15 protein-coding genes are annotated in these 20,073 nt (G+C 70.5%); 7 read left to right on the forward strand and 8 right to left on the reverse strand.

Translation table 11 applies throughout. The features are described 5' to 3' along the window. Positions 1-153 precede the first annotated feature (153 nt). Entirely contained in the window at positions 154-1,416 is a 1,263-nt protein-coding gene (locus OG385_RS07845) for a C40 family peptidase (RefSeq protein ID WP_266853118.1), read from the forward strand. 131 nt (positions 1,417-1,547) lie between these two features. Here OG385_RS07845 and OG385_RS07850 read toward each other — a convergent pair whose 3' ends face one another. Genes OG385_RS07850 through OG385_RS07870 form a run of 5 tightly spaced genes read right to left on the reverse strand, consistent with a single transcriptional unit; the run spans position 1,548 to position 6,828 of the window. Then, positions 1,548-2,783: a styrene monooxygenase/indole monooxygenase family protein gene (locus tag OG385_RS07850; RefSeq protein WP_266853120.1), complete on the reverse strand. Its 1,236-nt coding sequence runs from the start codon at positions 2,781-2,783 to the stop codon at positions 1,548-1,550. A gap of 14 nt (positions 2,784-2,797) precedes the next feature. After that, positions 2,798-3,424 (reverse strand): ATP/GTP-binding protein, encoded by a 627-nt coding sequence (locus OG385_RS07855; protein WP_266853121.1) that lies wholly within the window; start codon positions 3,422-3,424, stop codon positions 2,798-2,800. Beyond that, complete coding sequence (locus OG385_RS07860; RefSeq protein ID WP_323183639.1) at positions 3,405-3,794, reverse strand: DUF742 domain-containing protein; 390 nt, start codon at positions 3,792-3,794, stop codon at positions 3,405-3,407. Before OG385_RS07860 ends, OG385_RS07855 begins: the two co-directional genes overlap by 20 nt. Further along, positions 3,791-4,276, reverse strand: coding sequence for a roadblock/LC7 domain-containing protein (locus OG385_RS07865; RefSeq protein WP_266853123.1), 486 nt, complete (start codon positions 4,274-4,276; stop codon positions 3,791-3,793). Before OG385_RS07865 ends, OG385_RS07860 begins: the two co-directional genes overlap by 4 nt. Next, a complete protein-coding gene (locus tag OG385_RS07870) occupies positions 4,273-6,828 on the reverse strand; it encodes a nitrate- and nitrite sensing domain-containing protein (RefSeq protein WP_266853124.1) in 2,556 nt (851 codons plus the stop codon). The genes OG385_RS07865 and OG385_RS07870 overlap by 4 nt, the downstream gene beginning before the upstream one ends. A gap of 409 nt (positions 6,829-7,237) precedes the next feature. Between OG385_RS07870 and OG385_RS07875 the strand changes: the two genes are divergently transcribed. Then, positions 7,238-8,020, forward strand: a complete 783-nt coding sequence (locus OG385_RS07875) for a protein phosphatase 2C domain-containing protein (protein ID WP_266853126.1) — start codon at positions 7,238-7,240, stop codon at positions 8,018-8,020. Positions 8,021-8,050: 30 nt separating this feature from the next. On the opposite strand, the gene OG385_RS07880 is transcribed toward OG385_RS07875, so the two are convergent. Beyond that, positions 8,051-8,482 (reverse strand): MarR family winged helix-turn-helix transcriptional regulator, encoded by a 432-nt coding sequence (locus tag OG385_RS07880; RefSeq protein WP_266853128.1) that lies wholly within the window; start codon positions 8,480-8,482, stop codon positions 8,051-8,053. Between the two features lie 298 nt (positions 8,483-8,780). Between OG385_RS07880 and OG385_RS07885 the strand changes: the two genes are divergently transcribed. After that, positions 8,781-9,608 (forward strand): lysozyme, encoded by an 828-nt coding sequence (locus OG385_RS07885; protein WP_266853130.1) that lies wholly within the window; start codon positions 8,781-8,783, stop codon positions 9,606-9,608. A gap of 115 nt (positions 9,609-9,723) precedes the next feature. Here the strand turns inward: OG385_RS07885 and lon are convergent, their stop codons facing one another. Together lon and OG385_RS07895 are read right to left on the reverse strand one after the other, a co-directional pair. Then, on the reverse strand, positions 9,724-12,126 hold the full coding sequence (gene lon, locus OG385_RS07890; protein ID WP_266853132.1) for an endopeptidase La: 2,403 nt from the start codon (positions 12,124-12,126) through the stop codon (positions 9,724-9,726). 106 nt (positions 12,127-12,232) lie between these two features. Further along, positions 12,233-13,030 (reverse strand): rhomboid-like protein, encoded by a 798-nt coding sequence (locus tag OG385_RS07895; RefSeq protein WP_266853134.1) that lies wholly within the window; start codon positions 13,028-13,030, stop codon positions 12,233-12,235. Between the two features lie 86 nt (positions 13,031-13,116). Here OG385_RS07895 and OG385_RS07900 point away from each other — a divergent pair, with 86 nt between their 5' ends. From OG385_RS07900 to OG385_RS07915, 4 genes are all read left to right on the forward strand, one after another. Then, positions 13,117-13,911, forward strand: a complete 795-nt coding sequence (locus OG385_RS07900; protein ID WP_266853136.1) for a spermidine synthase — start codon at positions 13,117-13,119, stop codon at positions 13,909-13,911. Positions 13,912-14,043: 132 nt separating this feature from the next. Next, positions 14,044-14,781: a response regulator transcription factor gene (locus OG385_RS07905; RefSeq protein ID WP_266853138.1), complete on the forward strand. Its 738-nt coding sequence runs from the start codon at positions 14,044-14,046 to the stop codon at positions 14,779-14,781. Beyond that, positions 14,778-15,956: a HAMP domain-containing sensor histidine kinase gene (locus tag OG385_RS07910; protein ID WP_266853140.1), complete on the forward strand. Its 1,179-nt coding sequence runs from the start codon at positions 14,778-14,780 to the stop codon at positions 15,954-15,956. Before OG385_RS07905 ends, OG385_RS07910 begins: the two co-directional genes overlap by 4 nt. A gap of 269 nt (positions 15,957-16,225) precedes the next feature. Then, positions 16,226-20,068, forward strand: coding sequence for a multifunctional oxoglutarate decarboxylase/oxoglutarate dehydrogenase thiamine pyrophosphate-binding subunit/dihydrolipoyllysine-residue succinyltransferase subunit (locus OG385_RS07915; RefSeq protein ID WP_266853142.1), 3,843 nt, complete (start codon positions 16,226-16,228; stop codon positions 20,066-20,068). Positions 20,069-20,073: the final 5 nt, after the last annotated feature.

The raw sequence follows: 20,073 nt of genomic DNA on the forward strand, positions 1-20,073 counted from the left end.
CGCCGGGTGGTATCGGGCCGGTCCCCGCAACCGGATCCAACCTGTCCGGGTGACCGGATTGGGCCGATTCGCCCACCCGTGAGGTGACACCGCCGGCTTCACCGCAGGCTCGGTCCGGGGTGGACGGTCCACTCCGGAAGCAGAGGTGATGTGGTGTCAGGAAGACTGCTGCGGTTCATCTGTACGACGGCACTGGCCACGGTGGTCGTCGGTGCGACCCCCGCACTCGCCGTTCCGGTCGGCCTCGGCAGCCCCGTCCCGGAACCGGGCCCGGCAGCCTCGCCCGCCCCCACCGGTCCCGCCACTCCAGCCACTCCCGGCGCCGCCGACGGCCGGACCGGGGCCACCGGCACCGGTAGCCCGGCCGCCCCGGGTGACGCCGCGGCCGATCCGGGCCGCCTGGGCGAACCCGGCCTGGCCGGCCCCGGAGTGACCGACCCGGCTCCCGGCGCGCCCGGAGTCGCGCCCGCCGCTCCCCGTACCCCGGCCGAGGCCACCCTGACCCGGCTCCGGACCCTCTACCAGCAGTCCGAGCAGGCCGGGCAGACCTACCGCGCCACCACGGAGGCACTCAAGCGCCAGCAGGCCAAGGCGAACAGCGTCGGCGCCGGACTGGTGAAGGCGCGGATGGAGCTCGCCCAGAGCCGGAACGCCGCCGGCCGGCTGGCGCGCGAGCAGTATCAGGACCAGTCCGGGCTGTCCCCCTACATCAGTCTGATGCTGGGCGGCGACCCCCAGCAGGCTCTCGACGCGGGCCACCAGATTCAGCGGGCATCGGCCGATCTGATGGCCAAGGCCCGCCGGCTCCAGAAGGCCGAGGCGCACGCCGGGAAACTCGACACCGCGTCACGTGCCGCACTGCAGAAGAAGCAGGCACTCGTCGCCCGGCAGAAGCAGCAGTACAAGACGGCCCAGGCCCGTCTGCGCGAGGCGGAAGCGCTGCTCGCCGGGCTCTCCCCCGGCGAAGCGTCCGACGTACAGGCGCAGGACGACGCCGATACGACCGCCGCCCAGGGCGCGCTGGACGCCTCCGGGGCGCTGAACGGACCGCAGGCTTCGGCGTCGACGCGCGGCGCCCGGGCCGTGGCGTACGGACTCGCCCAGGTCGGCAAGCCGTACCTCTGGGGCGCCGAGGGCCCCCGCTCCTTCGACTGCTCGGGGCTGACCTGGCGTGCCTGGGCGCACGCCGGGCGCACGATTCCCCGGACCAGCCAGCAGCAGTGGCGCCGGCTGCCCAGGGTCTCGCTGCGGTCCCTGCGCCCCGGCGACCTGATCGTCTACTTCCCGGGGGCCACCCATGTCGCGCTGTACATCGGCGGCGGCAAGGTCGTCCAGGCACCCCGCCCCGGCGCCGACGTGAAGGTCTCGCCGATCGCGTCGAACCCGATCCTCGGCGCCGTCCGCCCTGACGCCTGAAACGACGGACCGCCTGCACGGGAGCGCGCGAGGCGGGGGCGGTGCACCGGGGCGGTGCACCGGCGCCGGGCCCAACTGCGGTCAGACGGCCAGGCGTTACGGCGTTCCCGGCATTCCCGGCGTTCCGGCTGTCAGGCCCCCGTGACCGAGGCCAGGTACGCGTTCGTCTTCTCCGGGTCGAAGAAGAAGTTCTCGAAGTCGGCCGGGTTGTTGAACCCGTTGGCGAAACGGTCCGCCACCGGCTGGAGCTGGCCCGCCGCCCCGATGAGGTTCAGCACGTGCTCCGGGGGGACGCCCAGCATCGCGTTCGTCCACTTGGTGACGTGCTGCGCCGTCTCCCAGTAGCGGTCGAACGTCTGCTGCATCCACGCCTCGTCGAACGGCTGGTCGCCCCGCTCGACGATGGAGGAGAGGTAGGCGGCCGCGCACTTCGACGCCGAGTTGGAACCCTGGCCGGTGATCGGGTCGTTGGCCACGACCACGTCGGCGACGCCGAGGACCAGGCCGCCGCCGGGCAGCCGCCCGATGGGATTGCGGACCGTGGGGGCGTACCGGCCGGAGAGGGTGCCGCCCGCGTCGGTCAGTTCGACCTTGGTGGCCCGCGCGTACTCCCAGGGCGTGAACTTCTCCATGAGTTCGAGCGTGAGGGCCAGGTGCTCGGAGGGGTCCTTGATGCCCTGGAAGGCGTCCAGCGGGCCGCCGGGCACGCCCTCCCAGAAGAGGATGTCCGCGCGGCCGCTGTTGGTGAGGGTGGGCATCACGAAGAGCTCGCCGACGCCCGGGACCAAGTTGCAGCGCACCGCGTCGAATTCGGGGTGCTCGGGGCGTACGCCCATGCCGTGCACATACGACACCGCAAGCGCCCGCTGCGGCACGCTGAACGGCGAGCGCGCCGCGTCCCGGCCGAACATCGAGACCAGCTCGCCCTTGCCCGCCGAGACCATCACCAGGTCGTACGTCCGGGCGAAGAAGTCCAGGTCGGAGACTGCCGCACCGTGGATGACCAGCTGGCCGCCGCGCTGTGCGAAGGACTCCATCCAGCCGGCCATCTTCACGCGCTGGTCGACGGACTGGGCGTAACCGTCGAGCTTGCCGACCCAGTCGATCGCGCGGGAGGAGTCCGGGGCGGCCACCGAGACGCCGAGGCCCTCGATCTTCGGCGCCTGGGACTCCCAGAAGTTGAGCTGGAGGTCGCGCTCGTGCTGGAGCGCCGTGTGGAACATGCACTGCGTGGACATGACCCTGCCGGAGCGGATCTCATCGGACGTGCGGTTGGACATGAGCGTGACTTCGTAGCCCTGGGTCTGGAGGCCAAGAGCCAGCTGGAGCCCGGACTGGCCGGCTCCGACGATGAGTATCTTCCGCATGGCGGGTTGTTCTCCTATTCGGGGGTGGTGTCGAGTGCGTGCCCCACCAGGGCAAGCAGTGACTCGACCACCGTCATTCTGTTACGCGCGTCCATGATCAGTACAGGCACGTGCGGGGGAATCGTCAGAGCCTCCCGCACGTCCTGCGCCTCGAAGCCGGGTGTGCCTTCGAAGTGGTTGACCGAGACGATGTAGGGGAGCCCGCAGCTCTCGAAGTAGTCGAGCGCGGGGAAGCAGTCGGCGAGCCTGCGGGTGTCCGCGAGCACTATCGCGCCGATCGCCCCGCGCACCAGGTCGTCCCACATGAACCAGAAGCGCTGCTGCCCCGGTGTGCCGAACACGTACAGCACCAGGTCGTCGTCGAGCGTCAGCCGCCCGAAGTCCATCGCGACCGTGGTGGTCAGCTTGTCCGGCGTGGCGCTGAGGTCGTCGGTCTCCTCGCTCGCCTGGGTCATCAGGGCCTCGGTCTGGAGCGGGGTGATCTCCGAGACAGAGGTGACGAAGGTCGTCTTTCCCACGCCGAAGCCGCCTGCCACCACGATCTTGGTGGATATGGGGGCCCGGGTGCGGTCGTTCTGCCAGGCCTGGACGGACTCATTGGCCTCGGCGGGGATCAGCGTCTCAGAGACGGCGGAGTCCACTCAGCACCCTTTCCAGCAAGGCGCGGTCGGGCTGGCCTTCGCCGTGCCCGGTACCGTACACACGGATCTTTCCCTGGTCTGCGAGGTCGCTGAGCAAGACGCGGACGACGCCCAGCGGCATCTTGAGCAGCGCCGAGATCTCCGCGACGGTGCGCATCCGGCGGCAGATCTCGACGATGGCGCGCATCTCCGGCATGAGGCGCGCGGGGCCGTTGGCCAGCTCCGGGCGCTCCGGGGACGCTTCGATCGCGGCCACGAAGGTCTCCACGAAGAGGATGTGGCCGAATTTGGTGCGGCCGCCGGTGAGCGAGTACGGGCGCACTCGCGCGGGGCGGCGGTCCGGGTTACGGACCGGGAGGGCCGGGGTCACTGGGCGCTCTCCATCGATTTGCGCAGCTCGCTGCGGAGTTCGGGGGTGAGGACATGACCGGCACGGCCGACGAAGAGCGCCATGTGGTACGCGACGACGCTCATGTCGCAGTCCGGTGTGGCGTGGACGCCCAGCAGCGATCCGTCGCTGATGGACATCACGAAGACGCTGCCCTCCTCCATCGCGACCATCGTCTGCTTGACGCCTCCGCCGTCCATCAGCTTGGCGGCGCCGATGGTGAGGCTGCCGATGCCGGAGACGATCGTGGCCAGGTCGGCGGACGACCCCTTGGGGCCGCTCTGCCGGACGGGCCGGGCCTGACCGGCTGCCGAGACCTCGGGGTCCGACGAGAGCAGCATCAGCCCGTCGGACGAGACGACGGCGATGGAACGGAGCCCTGGGACCTCCTCCACGAGATTCTTCAACAGCCAGTGCAGGTTCCGGGCTTCACTGCTGAGTCCGAATGTGCTGGGCGCAGTCAACTGCGTGCCTCCTCGACACTGTCCCCCGCGTCATCGGTAGGTACAACATCCGATCTCTGCTCCGAGATCTCCGTTTCGACGTCCTTGCGGCCGTCCTTCGCTCCTTGGTGGAAGCCGCCGAGCCTACTGCGCAGGGCAGCGGCGTCCACACTGCCGGTGCGCTGCTTCGGGGCCGTGCCGGCGGGCTTGGTGACCTTGGGAACGCGCTTGGGCAGGCCCTTGTCGGTGATGCGCCCGGCCCCCTGCTCCGGGACACCGCCGGCGGCGGGCTCCGGGTCGGGTTCCGCGGCCGCCGGGCCGGGCCGGTACGCGGGCTCGGCCACGGGCTCCGGTCCGGGTACGGGCTCCGGCTCCGGTACGGGGCGCCGCATCGTGAAGGTCGGCTCGTCCACCTCGTCGGGGGTCCGCTCGTGGGCTTCGGGCTCTATCTCGTAACGCGACCTGGTCGGGATCGTGTTGGAGTTGGCCTCGGCCATCGAGCCCGGCAGGCTGATGACAGGTGCCGCGCCGGGGTCGGGGACGAAGTGCGACGGTGCGACCGGCGGTCCGTCCGGCAGCAGCGCGCCGGGCAGCACGACGACCGCGGCCACTCCGCCCTGCTTCTGCTCGCGCAGCTCGACCCGTACGCCGTGCCGCTTGGCCAGCAGCGAGGCCACGTGGAGTCCGAGTCCGGACTGCTCGTCGCCGGGTGCGCCCGGACGGGACGCGTCGGGGTCGGCGAGCAGCGCGTTGAGTTCGGTGCGCCGGCCGGGCGACATGCCGATGCCCTCGTCCTGCACGGAGAGCATCACCTCGCCGCTCTCCAGGAGCCAGCCGGAGAGCTGGACATGGGCTTCCGGCGGCGAGAACGCGGTGGCGTTCTCCAGCAGCTCGGCCACGAGGTGGCTGATGTCGTCGGCGGCGAAGCCCGCGATCTGGGCGTGCGGCGGCAGGGACTGGATGGCGACGCGTTCGTACCGCTCGATCTCACTGACCGAGGCACGCAGCACGTCCACCAGGGGTACCGGCCCCGAACCCTGTCCGTGGCCGTGCTCGGTGCCCGCGAGGACCAGCAGGTTCTCGCTGTGGCGGCGCAGCACGGTCGCCATGTGGTCGAGCTTGAAGAGGGTGGCGAGCGCCTCGGGGTCCTGTTCGCGCTCCTCCAGGCCCTCGATGACGGTGAGCTGACGCTCGACCAGGCCGAGGGAGCGGAGCGAGAGGTTGACGAAGGTCGCGCGGACGGTGTGGTGCAGCCGGTCGAGGCGGGCGGTGACCTCGGCGGTGTCCGCCTCCAGCATGGCGCGCTCGGCGTCGAACCGGTCCCGGCCGCCGCGCAGATCGCGCTGGTCGCGTGCGAGGGCTTCGGCGCGGGCGTCCGCGGTCAGCACCCTGGTGTGCAGGGCGTTGATGGACCGTACGACCTGGGCGAACTCGTCGTTGCGGCCGGTGAAGACGATCGGCTCCTCCGACTCGGGGGCGCCGGCCAGGCGCGCGGCGCCGATCCGGAGCACCGCGAGCGGGCGGGTGAGCGTACGGGCGACGGCGGCGCCGACCCCGATGGTGAGGAGCAGCAGGAATCCGGCGAGGGCGATCCGCAGTTCGAGGGCGGTCACGGCGTCATCGCGGAGCGCGGCGATCCGTTTTGCCTGCCGGGTGGCGAGCGAGGCCTCGACGCCGCGCATCTGATCGGTGCGCGCCGCGAGCGCGGCGCCGGCCTTGGCCGGGTTGGTCTTGAGGTCGGCCGCGGAGAGCGTGGGCTGGTCGGCCAGGCGTGAGAGATAGCCCTCGGCGGTGCTGACCTCCGGGCCGGAGACCGTGGAGGCGAGCGACTCCTGGTCGGCGGGGTCCGCGGCCTGGTCGAAGTCGGCGAGGGCGGCGAGTTCGCGGACCCTGGCCTGCTGGGCCGCCGCGCTCAGCGCGTCCCGGGTGCGGCCGTCCGCGCCGCCGGTGTCAGCCGACTTCTGCACGTAGGTGCCGGTCACCGGGTCGTACACGGAGGTTGTGACGGGGCGCGGGACGGCCAGCGCGCCGAGCAGCAGCCCGCGGGTCTGCGAGGCCTCCCCGACCGCGTGGCCGAGGTCGGCCGCGGCGCGGGTGGCGGCCGCGTCCTCGGGCGGTGTGCGGTCGGCGAGTTGGCCCGAGGTCTCCTGGACCTTCTCGATCAGGTCGGAGTACGCCTTGTTGGCTTCGAGCGCGCTGCTCTTGTCGGTCAGGGCCGTCCTGCGGACGGAGGGCAGGGTGGCGAGGTCATGCCGGAGATCGGCCGGTGCGGAGGCGCCGATCTCCTCGATGTCGCTGTCGACACGGGTGGCCCGGTCGGCTGCCAGTTTGTCCTTCTTGGCGCGTCCACCCGCGATGTAGACCGTGACGTCGTCCCGCTCGTCCGCGAGGTCGTGCGCCAGCGAGACGGTCTGCTGGTCCAGGTCGGAGAGGGTGACCAGCCGCTGGGCGTCGGTCAGTTCGGCCGACGTGCTGTAGACCGAAGGGGCACTGGCCGCGAGCACGGCGAGGCCGACGACGGCCACACCGGCGACCAGGCGCCTGCGTACCCGGGTGGTGCGCTCGGGTGGCACGCCTCTGTTGCCCCGAAGCCGCTTGTTCTGCACCGGTGCTCACAATCTTGACTCGTCCACGCATGACGCCGAGATGATGACTGATCACAAGGATGCACTCCCACCTCTGGTACGGCTTCTGACCATTCCAGTGGTTTTGGGAGGGGAGTGTGCATCACCAGGTCAGCCACCTGAACGAGTGAACATCAACAGCAAGTTGGCGAACAACTCTGCGACCCGCGCACGCGGGGCGCGCACGGGGCGCCGGTTGGAACTTCCGGACCGGCTTTGGCAGGATGCGCGCCCGCAGCGGGCCGACAGAGTTACGGAGTCGTACATTCCGTGCCAAGTTCCCCGGCCCGCACGGCGGTCCGTACCTTTCGCCCGTGCCTGTGCGCCCCCCGTGAAGGCATCGGGCAGACTGACCGGTATGCGGATCGAACTCGCCTCCACCCCCGGCACCCCCGAACGCCCCAACGAGGACTGGACCGGTGCCGTCCTGCCTGCCTCGGGAGGGGGCGGACTGCTCGTACTGCTCGACGGCGTGACTCCGCCCGCGGGGAACGACGGATGTGTGCACGGCGTGCCGTGGTTCACCACGCGACTCGGCGGCTCTCTGGTCGAACTGTCCGGTTCGCGCCGGGATATGAGCCTGCGTGAGGTGCTCGCGGAGGCGATTCGCCTTACCGCTGAAGCGCACGGCTCAATCTGTGACCTTTCTCACGTGCGTACCCCGCAGGCAACCGTTGTCATGGCGCGCTGGTCCGCCGAGACCGTCGAACACCTGGTGCTTTCCGACTCGGCCCTGCTGGTCGAGGACGCCTCGGGGGCGGTACGGGCGGTGCTGGACGACCGCCTGGACCGGCTGCCGCGCGAGGTGCTGGCGACCGAGGCGACGGCCGACGCGGCACGGAACCAGGAGGGCGGGTTCTTCACCGCGGCCGCCGATCCGGCGGTGGCGGCGCGCGCGGTGACCGGGCGCACGCCCCTGGCGGAGGTACGGGCGCTGGCCGCGCTCAGCGACGGCGCGAGCCGCTGGGTGGAGGTCTTCCGCGAGGGCGACTGGGCGGAGTGCCTGGCCGTGCTGCGCAAGGAGGGTCCGCAGGCGCTGATCGGGCGGGTCCGGGCGCTGGAGGACGCGGACACCGACCGTGCGTTCCTGCGGAACAGTAAGACGCACGACGACGCGTCGGCCGTGCTGGTGGAGCTGTAGGGGGCCGGCGCCGGCCCCCTGTTCCTCGGCTCAGTCCTCCGACCGGGCGTTCAAGTGGTGCAGCAGACGGGCCAGTTCCGCGACCTCGGCCCGGTCCCAGCCGTCCAGCTTGCGTACGTACTCGGCCCGGCGCGCGTCCCGCACCCGGCGCATCCGTTCGCGCCCCTCGACGGTGAGCTGCACCAGGAAGGCGCGGCCGTCGCCGGGGTCCTGCTCACGGGTGACCAGTCCGAGGACTTCGAGGGAGCGCAGTTGACGGCTTATGGTCGCCCGGCCGACTCCGATGTAGGCGGCCAGGTCGGTGGCCCGCTGCCCGCCCCACTCGTCGAGACAGACCAGCAGCCCGTAGGCGGCGGCCTCCAGATCGGGGTGGACGGCGCGCGACATCTCGCCGGACGAGGCCCGCGCGCGGCGCAGGAAGACGGCCAACTCACGTTCCAGCGCGAGGAATTCATGGTCCACACCACTTTCGGGCGGGACGGGGAGTTCACTTCCAGTACCGCTGTCGTGCACGTCAGCACCCCTTACGAGCTTTCCCGATCCTGAAAGTTTCTTTCAGCGTCTGCCATCGCCGCAGCTGGGCCAGTATTTCGCAGGAGTAGACCAACGGCAGCACCCAGGCCCCCTTCCGCCGTGCGGGTCTACGTGCGTAGCGTCGTCGTTGCTGACATGTCCACACCACACCATGTCGGTGATGACGGAGTACTCCGACGACGGAGTACGCCCAGCTCCCCCCACCGAGCCTTTCGGAGGCACGCACATGCCCGTGCTCAGATCCGGAACGGCCCGACGCGGACGCACCGCCGCAGTCGGGATCCTTCTCGCCTTTCTCACCTCCCTGCTGGCCCTGCCCGGCGCGGCCTCCGCGGCCGACACCCCCGCGCGCGGCACGGCCACCATGGGGATGGGTGTCATCGCGCACGACGGCCAGGGCGGCAGCCCTCGCAACACCCCCTCGGCGGTCCAGACCGAAGGCGTCGACGTCTCCGGCTACCAGGGCAACGTCAACTGGGCGACGCTGTGGGGCAGCGGCGTGCGGTGGGCCTACACCAAGGCCACCGAGGGCAACTACTACACGAACCCCTCCTTCACCCAGCAGTACAACGGCTCGTACAACGTCGGGATGATCCGCGGCGCGTACCACTTCGCGACCCCGAACGACTCCAGCGGTGCGAACCAGGCGAACTACTTCGTCAGCCACGGCGGCGGCTGGTCCCGCGACGGCAAGACCCTGCCCGGTGTGCTGGACATCGAGTGGAATCCGTACGGCGACGCCTGCTACGGCCTGAGCGCGGCATCGATGGTCGCCTGGATCCACGACTTCGCCAACACCTACAAGTCGCTCACCGGGCGTGACGCGGTCATCTACACCGCGACCAGCTGGTGGACGCAGTGCACGGGGAACAACAGCAGCTTCGGGGCCACCAACCCGCTCTGGATCGCCCGCTACGACTCGGCGCCGGGCGCGCTGCCCGCCGGGTGGGGCTTCCAGACGATGTGGCAGTACACCTCGACCGGACCGACGGTCGGCGACCACGACAAGTTCAACGGCGCACTGGACCGGGTGCAGGCACTCGCCAACGGCTGACGCCGCGAACCGCACGGAGAACTTCACCGCGGACTGCACCGCGGACTGCGCAGGGCCCCCGGCGTGCCGTCGGGGGCCCTGCGTGTGCCTGTAGGTCCTGTACGGCACCGGGCGGTCAGGCGGCCGCCGGAACCCGTACCTCCGCCGGGGACAGCGCGATCTCCAGGACCTGGCGTACGTCCGTCACCGGGTGCACCTCAAGCGTGTCGAGCACCTCGGCGGGCACGTCGTCCAGATCGGCCTCGTTCCGCTTGGGGATCACCACGGTCGTGATGCCCGCCCGGTGCGCGGCCAGCAGCTTCTGCTTCAGACCGCCGATCGGCAGCACCCGCCCGGTCAGCGACACCTCGCCGGTCATGGCCACGTCCGTACGGACCTGCCGGCCGGAGAGCAGCGACGCCAGCGCCGTCGTCATCGTGATGCCCGCGCTCGGGCCGTCCTTGGGCACCGAGCCCGCCGGGAAGTGGATGTGCACCCCGCGCTCCTTCAGATCCGCGACGGGCAGCTCCAGTTCGGCACCGCGCGAGCGCAGGAAGGAGAGCGCGATCTGTGCCGACTCCTTCATGACGTCGCCGAGCTGGCCGGTCAGGGTCAGCCCCGCCGCGCCGGTCTCGGGGTCGGCCAGCGACGCCTCGACGAAGAGGACGTCGCCGCCCGCGCCGGTCACCGCGAGGCCGGTGGCCACACCGGGCACCGCCGTACGGCGCTCCGCCGGGTCCTGGGCGGACTCCGGCACATGGTGGGGCCGCCCGATCAGCGGCCGCAGCTCGGCGTCGGTGACGGTGAGCGGCAGCTCCTGCTCGCCCAGCTCGTGCTGGGCGGCGACCTTCCGCAGCAGTCTGGCGACGGCCCGCTCCAGATTCCGGACGCCCGCCTCGCGGGTGTACTCCCCCGCCAGCTTGCGCAGCGCGGAGTCGTCGAGCGTCACCTCGCCGGGCTCAAGACCCGCGCGCTCCAGCTGCCTGGGCAGCAGGTGGTCGCGGGCGATGACGACCTTCTCGTCCTCGGTGTAGCCGTCGAGCCTGACCAGCTCCATCCGGTCGAGCAGCGCCTCCGGGATGGCTTCGAGCACGTTCGCGGTGGCCAGGAACACCACATCGGACAGGTCGAGCTCGACCTCCAGGTAGTGGTCCCGGAAGGTGTGGTTCTGGGCCGGGTCGAGCACTTCGAGCAGGGCGGCCGCCGGGTCTCCCCGGAAGTCCGAGCCGACCTTGTCGATCTCGTCGAGCAGGACGACCGGGTTCATCGAGCCGGCCTCCTTGATCGCCCGCACGATCCGCCCGGGCAGCGCGCCGACGTATGTACGCCGGTGTCCGCGGATCTCGGCCTCGTCCCGTACGCCGCCGAGCGCGACGCGGACGAACTTGCGGCCCATCGCGTGCGCCACTCCCTCGCCGAGCGAGGTCTTTCCGACCCCGGGCGGTCCGACGAGCGCCAGTACGGCGCCGCCGCGGCGGCCGCCGACGATGCCCATGCCGCGGTCGGCACGGCGCTTGCGCACGGCCAGGTACTCGGTGATGCGCTCCTTCACGTCCTCCAGGCCCGAGTGCTCCGCGTCCAGGACGGCCTTGGCGCCCCTGATGTCGTACTCGTCCTCGGTGCGTTCGTTCCACGGCAGTTCGAGGACGGTGTCCAGCCAGGTCCGGATCCAGGAGCCCTCGGGGCTCTGGTCGGACGAGCGCTCCAGCTTCTCGACCTCCTTGAGCGCGGCCTCCCTGACATACCCGGGGAGGGCGGCGGCCTCGACGCGGGACCGGTAGTCGTCGGACTCGTCGTCCGCCTCGCCGTTGAGCTCGGAGAGCTCCTTGCGTACGGCCTCCAGCTGGCGGCGGAGCAGGAACTCGCGCTGCTGCTTGTCGACGCCCTCCTGGACGTCCTTGGCGATGGACTCGGCGACGTCCTGCTCGGCGAGGTGCTCGCCCAGCCACTGGACGGCGAGCTTCAGCCGGGCCACCGGGTCGGCGGTCTCCAGCAGCTCCGTCTTCTGGGCGAGGGTGAGGAACGGTGAGTAACCGGAGTTGTCCGCGAGGGCCGACACGCCCTCGATCTGCTGGACGCGGTCGACGACCTGCCAGGCCCCGCGCTTCTTCAGCCAGTCGGTGGCGAGCGCCTTGTACTCCTTGACCAGCGCGGTGACCGCGCCGGGCAGCGGCTCGGGGTCGGTCTCGTCGACATGGATGCCCTCGACCCAGAGCGCGGTGCCCGGGCCGGTGGTGCCGGCCCCGATACGGACCCGGCCGCGGCCGCGGACCAGGGCTCCGGGGTCTCCGTCGGAGAGCCTGCCGACCTGTTCGACGGTGCCGAGGACACCGGTGCTCGCGTAGCTGCCGTCGAGCCGGGGAACGAGCAGGACCAGCGGCTTGTTGCCGCTGGAGCGGGCGGGGGACGCCTGAGCGGCCTCCACGGCGGCGCTTACGTCCGCGTCGGAAAGGTCCAGCGGCACCACCATTCCGGGCAGCACGACCTCGTCGTCGAGCGGCAGCACGGGCAGGGTGAGCGGTGTGGACGTGTCAGCCATGATCTCCCCTTAGGCAGTGAAGTTGAGCTATGCACACTCAATGCCAGGAGAGGTGCTGGTGTTCCCGGGCGGCCGTTCGCTCTCAGCGATCGGACCCGCCACCAGGTCAGAAGGCCGTCGTGGAGGCGTCGGCGGAGCTGTCAGGAGAGGTCGCGGACGCGCCCGCCGAGGGGGTCGCGGTGGCTGAGTTCGCCGGTACGGGCGATAGGGGCGGCGCGGGTGCCTGAGGGGCGTGGCCGGTCCTGGCGGCTTCCCAGCGGCGTACCAGCGGCCAGCAGGCCACCCCGATGGCGAGCGAGATCGGATGACCCCAGTCGGTGAGCGGGTCGCCGAGGGTCAGCAGCGCCTGCACGAGCGCTGTGGCGACGGCCGCCAGGAGGGGCCAGCGCAGCAGCGGCGCAAGCAGTCCGGCCAGGGCTCCGACACCGGCCATCAGTCCGAAGCTGATGCCGTAGTCCAAACGGTGGAGCGAGGAGTCGGGGAGATGGCCCGTGGCGACCGCGACACCGACCGGGATCTCGGTGGCCAGCGTCGCCAGGACGTGCCCCGCCAGGAACACCGCGCCGGTGCGCAGCGCGCCTATTCGGCGCTCCAGGGCGGTGAGGACGAGCAGGAAGCCGGCCGAGGACACCGAGAGCAGGCCGCCGGCTATCCACAGGGCGCTGCCCACCAGGACGAGCAGCGGGGTACGGGCCAGATGCGCCATGTCGGTACTGGAGCCGCGCAGTACGGCGGTGACGGTGTGCGGGTCGGCGTGCTCGGCGAAGAGCGAGGTGGCGACCAGCACCAGGACGTAGGCGAACGTGAAGGGCGTTCCGGTGGGGGTGGGCAGCAGGCGCAGCAAGGGCAGCAAGGTACGGCCGGTGCCACCGGCCGGGCGTCGTGTCCGCTGCGTGTGGTGCACTCTGTCTGTCCCGTCGGCCGTCGGTCTTCCCGTTCGACTCCACTTCCCCCAACGTTCACTCTCCGGGATAGCCTCCGACCGCGCCTATGACATCCACCACACGAAGCAACCCCCGCACCCCCCGTGGCGTCCGGGGGCGACCCGGGAGGAGAACCCCCATCGACACCGAGTACACCGGCGACACCGAGACCGCCTCCGTCCCCGGTACCGGCACCGGGGACGTACGCACGCTCGACAGGCGCGAGGGGCCGTACGGCGAGGTCGTACTGCGCGAGCGCGGGGAGCACTTCGAGATCATCGCCAACGGCTGTTTCCTGATGGACACGTCGGACGGCCGCTCGGAGCGGCTGCTGATCGACGCGGCCCTGGCTGCGCTGCCGCCCGGCCGCGACCGCCCCTCCGTACTCATCGGCGGACTCGGCGTCGGATTCTCACTCGCACACGCCGCTGCGGACCCCCGCTGGGGCCGGATCACGGTCGTCGAGCGCGAGCAGGCCGTCATCGACTGGCACCTGGAGGGCCCGCTCGCCCGGATCTCCGGCGCAGCGCTCGCCGATCCCCGGACTGTGATCCTGCCCACCGATCTGGTCGCACACATGCACGGATCCTCATCGGCATATGACGCTTTGTGCCTGGACATCGACAACGGACCGGGGTGGACGGTCACCGACGACAACGGCGGGCTCTACACCGCCGACGGGCTCGCAGCCTGTATGGAACGGCTCAAACCGGGAGGAATCCTGGCCGTCTGGTCGGCTCAGCCATCGGCGACTTTTGAGGAAGCCTTGCGGAATGCCGGATTCATCGGGGTAAGGACCGAAGAGATCCCAGTTGCCCGGGGCGTTCCCGACGTGGTCCATCTCGGTGTTCGCCCTGCGTAGCCGGGACGGCGTCCGGGCATCTAGTCTGCTGACCGGCAGACGAGATCTGGACGCCTTGTCCAAGAGCGCAGCTGGGACACAGCCGCGTACGCAGCAGAACGCAGATCAACAGCGCACTTCCAGGGGCGGGCGATGGAGCAGACACACACCACCCACAACGGCGTCGCGGCCACCCCGGGCGCCCAGCGCCGGGTGCTGGTCGTCGAGGACGACCCGACAATCGTCGACGCCATCGCCGCACGGCTGCGGGCCGAGGGTTTTCAGGTGCAGACGGCAACGGACGGGCCGGCCGCGGTGGACGCGGCCCAGGGCTGGCAGCCGGACCTGATGGTCCTCGACGTGATGCTGCCCGGCTTCGACGGCCTTGAGGTCTGCCGCCGCGTCCAGGCGCAGCGGCCGGTACCGGTCCTGATGCTGACGGCACGCGACGACGAGACCGACATGCTGGTCGGACTCGGTGTCGGCGCCGACGACTACATGACCAAGCCGTTCTCGATGCGCGAGCTGGCGGCGCGCGTCCATGTCCTGCTGCGGCGGGTGGAGCGGGCGACCATTGCCGCCTCGACACCGCGCAGCGGCATCCTGCGCCTCGGCGAGCTGGAGATCGACCACGCGCAGCGGCGGGTGCGGGTGCGCAACGAGGACGTGCATCTGACGCCCACCGAGTTCGATCTGCTGGTCTGCCTGGCGAACACCCCGCGTGCCGTCCTCTCGCGCGAGCAGCTGCTCGCCGAGGTCTGGGACTGGGCCGACGCGTCCGGCACCCGGACCGTGGACAGCCACATCAAGGCACTCCGCAGGAAGATCGGCGCGGAGCGCATCCGTACGGTGCACGGTGTCGGGTACGCGCTGGAGACCCCGGCACCATGACCCGTCCGCGGTGCCGGCGGACCTGGAGCGGTGTCCGGCCCCGGGACCTGGGGCGGGAGCTGGGCCGGGATCTGAGCCGGCTGCTGACCCGGCCCCGGCCGTGGAACCGGCAGCGCCCCTTCCCGGTCTCGATCAAGGCCAAGCTGGGCACGCTCGTGGTGGTGTCGGTCTTCATCACCACGGGGCTGCTCCTGGTGGCGCTGCGCACCAAGACGGAGCTGCGGTTCATCACGGTGTTCTCGGTGATCGCCTCGATGCTGATCACCCAGTTCGTGGCGCACAGCCTGACCTCGCCGCTAGACGAGATGAACACCGTCGCCCGGTCGATCTCGCACGGTGACTACACCCGGCGGGTCAGCGGCGCCGACCGCAGGGACGAGCTGGGCGACCTGGCCACGACCATCAACCGGATGGCCGAGGACCTGGAGGCGGTGGACCGGCACCGCAAGGAGCTGGTCGCGAACGTCTCCCATGAGCTGCGGACCCCGATCGCGGCCCTGCGGGCGGTGCTGGAGAACGTCGTGGACGGGGTGTCGGCCGCCGACCCCGAGACGATGCGCACCGCGCTCAAGCAGACCGAGCGGCTGGGCCGGCTGGTCGAGACGCTGCTCGACCTCTCCCGCCTCGACAACGGGGTGGTGCCGCTCAAGGCGGCCCGTTTCGAGGTGTGGCCGTACCTCTCGGGCGTGCTGAAGGAGGCGAATCTCGCAGCCGCTCAGCGCGCGGGCGCCTCGGGCTCCGGCGGCCAGCACACCCGGACGGACGTCCATCTCCATCTGGATGTCTCGCCGCCCGAGCTGACGGCGCACGCGGACGCCGAGCGGCTCCACCAGGTGGTCGCGAACCTGATCGACAACGCGGTCAAGCACTCCCCGCCGCACGGCCGGGTCACCGTGCAGGCCCGGCGCGGGCAGCAGCCGGAGTCGCTGGACCTGGAGGTCACGGACGAGGGCCCGGGGATCCCCGAGTCCGAGCGGCACCGGGTCTTCGAGCGCTTCAACCGGGGCCGCGCCCCGTCCCCGCACGGTCCGGGCAGCGACGGCGGCACCGGGCTCGGTCTGGCCATCGCCCGCTGGGCGGTCGATCTGCACGGCGGGCGGATCGGGGTGGCCGAATCGTCCCGTGGCTGCCGGATACGCGTCACTCTTCCGGGCGTATCCAAAACACCAAGTTGACGTAAAGTCTCCAGCGGAAGCCCGCGTTCCGTACCGAACACGCGGGTAAGCGCGTCAGAGGGTGCCGGCCAAGGGGCGGCAGCCGTGATGCGCCATACCCGCATAGCGCGGAACCACGCTTGTTTCCCGCCATTTCAAGCCCCGAAACCAGCTTTCGAGTGTGACTTACACGACGTTGGACCGCCCAGCCTGCGCCTCCAGGCCAGGGAGGCGTAGCCTTTATTTCCGCTGTCCATCACCTTGTGAAGCGGAAGAGGGCGGTTAACGCCGTGTCGTCTCAGTCCCCCAGTAATTCGAGCATCTCGACCGACCAGGAGGGGCAGGACAAGAGTCCTGCTGACGCTTTTGGTCCCAATGAGTGGCTCGTCGACGAGATCTACCAGCAGTACCTCCAGGACCCGAATTCGGTTGACCGTGCCTGGTGGGACTTCTTCGCCGACTACAAGCCAGGTTCTGCCGGTGCTCCCACCGCGGGTGCGGACCCGGTGAGCCCGAATCCTCCCCACCAGTCGGGCGTGAGCGGCCGGACGGCCGCCGCGCAGGGTGGCGCAGCCGCGGGGGCTGCTCCCACCACGGCCGCGCCCGCCACTCCCAGTGCTCCCCCGGCTGCCGCGCCCGCAGCGCCGCAGGCCCCGGCTCCGGCCGCGCCTGCCGCCGCGAAGCCCGCGGCCGCCGCGAAGCCCGCACCGGCCGCCAAGGCCGCTGCGAAGGCCGAGCCCGCCGCCGAGCCCGAGGCGCCCGCCGGCCCCGAGCTGGTGACACTGCGCGGCCCGTCCGCCGCGGTCGCGAAGAACATGAACGCCTCCCTCGAACTGCCGACGGCCACGTCCGTCCGCGCGGTCCCGGTGAAGCTGCTCTTCGACAACCGCATCGTCATCAACAACCATCTGAAGCGCGCCAGGGGCGGGAAGGTCTCCTTCACCCACCTCATCGGCTTCGCGATGGTGCAGGCCCTCAAGGCCATGCCGTCGATGAACCACTCCTTCGCGGTGAAGGACGGCAAGCCGACGCTGGTCAAGCCGGCGCACGTGAACCTCGGCCTCGCCATCGACCTGGTGAAGCCGAACGGCGACCGCCAGCTCGTCGTCGCGGCCATCAAGAAGGCCGAGACGCTCAACTTCTTCGAGTTCTGGCAGGCGTACGAGGACATCGTCCGCCGCGCCCGCGCGAACAAGCTGACGATGGACGACTTCACCGGGGTCACCGCGTCGCTCACCAACCCCGGCGGTATCGGCACCGTCCACTCCGTGCCCCGTCTGATGCCCGGCCAGGGCCTCATCATGGGTGTCGGCGCGATGGACTACCCGGCCGAGTTCCAGGGCACCTCGCAGGACACCCTGAACAAGCTGGGCATCTCGAAGGTCATGACCCTGACCTCGACCTACGACCACCGGGTCATCCAGGGTGCCGCCTCCGGCGAGTTCCTGCGGATCCTCGCCAACCTGCTGCTCGGCGAGAACGGCTTCTACGACGACCTGTTCGAGGCGCTGCGCATCCCGTACGAGCCGGTCCGCTGGCTCAAGGACATCGACGTCTCGCACGACAATGACGTCACCAAGGCCGCCCGCGTCTTCGAGCTGATCCACTCCTACCGGGTCCGCGGCCATGTCATGGCCGACACCGACCCGCTGGAGTACAAGCAGCGCAAGCACCCCGACCTGGACATCATCGAGCACGGGCTCACCCTCTGGGACCTGGAGCGCGAGTTCGCCGTCGGCGGCTTCGCCGGCAAGTCGATGATGAAGCTGCGCGACATCCTGGGCGTGCTGCGCGACTCGTACTGCCGCACCACCGGCGTCGAGTTCATGCACATCCAGGATCCCAAGCAGCGCAAGTGGATCCAGGACCGCATCGAGCGCGGCGCGCACGCCAAGCCCGAGCGCGAGGAGCAGCTGCGCATCCTGCGCCGGCTGAACTCGGCGGAGGCGTTCGAGACCTTCCTGCAGACCAAGTACGTCGGCCAGAAGCGCTTCTCGCTCGAAGGCGGCGAGTCCGTCATCCCGCTGCTCGACGCGGTCATCGACTCGGCCGCCGAGTCGCGCCTCGACGAGGTCGTCATCGGGATGGCCCACCGCGGCCGTCTCAACGTGCTGGCCAACATCGTCGGCAAGTCGTACGCGCAGATCTTCCGCGAGTTCGAGGGCAACCTCGACCCGAAGTCGATGCACGGTTCGGGCGACGTGAAGTACCACCTCGGCTCCGAGGGCACCTTCACCGGTCTGGACGGCGAGCAGATCAAGGTCTCGCTGGCCGCCAACCCCTCCCACCTGGAGACCGTCGACCCGGTCGTCGAGGGCATCGCGCGCGCCAAGCAGGACATCATCAACAAGGGCGGCACGGACTTCACCGTGCTGCCGGTGGCGCTGCACGGCGACGCGGCCTTCGCGGGCCAGGGCGTCGTCGCCGAGACGCTCAACATGTCGCAGCTGCGCGGCTACCGCACCGGCGGCACCGTGCACATCGTGATCAACAACCAGGTCGGCTTCACCGCCGCTCCGGAGTCGTCGCGCTCGTCGATGTACGCCACCGACGTGGCCCGCATGATCGAGGCGCCGATCTTCCATGTGAACGGCGACGACCCGGAGGCCGTGGTGCGTGTCGCGCGCCTCGCCTTCGAGTTCCGCCAGGCGTTCAACAAGGACGTCGTCATCGACCTGATCTGCTACCGCCGCCGCGGTCACAACGAGGCCGACAACCCCTCGTTCACGCAGCCGCTGATGTACGACCTGATCGACAAGAAGCGCTCGGTGCGCAAGCTCTACACCGAGTCCCTCATCGGTCGCGGCGACATCACGCTGGAAGAGGCGGAGCAGGCGCTCCAGGACTTCCAGGGCCAGCTGGAGAAGGTCTTCGCGGAGGTCCGCGAGGCCACAGCGGAGCCCGCCGAGGCCACGGTGCCGGTCCCGCAGGCCGAGTTCCCGGTCGCCGTGGACACCTCGATCTCCCAGGAGGTCGTGAAGCGGATCGCCGAGTCGCAGGTCAACATCCCGGACCGGATCACCGTGCACCCGCGGCTGCTGCCGCAGGTGCAGCGCCGGGCCGCGATGATCGACGAGGGCACGATCGACTGGGCGATGGGCGAGACCCTCGCCATCGGCTCGCTGCTCCTGGAGGGCACCCCGGTCCGCCTCTCCGGCCAGGACTCGCGCCGCGGGACCTTCGGCCAGCGGCACGCGGTGCTCATCGACCGCAAGACCGGCGAGGACTTCACCCCGCTGCTCTACCTCTCCGACGACCAGGCGCGTTACAACGTCTACGACTCGCTGCTCAGCGAGTACGCGGTGATGGGCTTCGAGTACGGCTACTCGCTGGCCCGCCCGGAGTCGCTGGTCATGTGGGAAGCGCAGTTCGGTGACTTCGTCAACGGCGCGCAGACCGTGGTGGACGAGTACATCTCGGCCGCCGAGCAGAAGTGGGGCCAGACGTCCGGCGTCACCCTGCTCCTCCCGCACGGCTACGAGGGCCAGGGACCGGACCACTCGTCCGCCCGCCCGGAGCGCTTCCTCCAGCTGTGCGCGCAGAACAACATGACGGTCGCCATGCCGACGCTCCCGTCGAACTACTTCCACCTCCTGCGGTGGCAGGTGCACAACCCGCACCACAAGCCGCTGGTCGTCTTCACCCCGAAGTCGATGCTCCGCCTCAAGGCGGCCGCGTCGAAGGCGGAGGAGTTCACCACGGGCGGCTTCCGTCCGGTCATCGGGGACGACAGTGTCGACCCGAGCGCCGTGCGCAAGGTCGTCTTCACGGCCGGCAAGGTCTACTACGACCTGGACGCGGAGCGCACCAAGCGCGGCGTCACGGACACCGCGATCATCCGTCTTGAGCGCCTGTACCCGCTGCCGGGTGCCGAACTCCAGGCGGAGATCGCCAAGTTCCCGAACGCCGAGAAGTACCTCTGGGCGCAGGAGGAGCCGGCGAACCAGGGTGCGTGGCCGTTCATCGCGCTCAACCTGATCGACCACCTGGACCTGGCGGTCGGCGCCGACGTCCCGCACGGTGAGCGCCTGCGCCGCATCTCGCGGCCGCACGGCTCGTCGCCCGCGGTCGGCTCCGCCAAGCGCCACCAGGCCGAGCAGGCCCAGCTGGTCGCCGAGGTCTTCGAGGCCTAGGCGGT

Source organism: Streptomyces sp. NBC_01306 (assembly GCF_026340465.1).
In the GTDB taxonomy this organism is placed as follows: Bacteria; Actinomycetota; Actinomycetes; order Streptomycetales; family Streptomycetaceae; genus Streptomyces.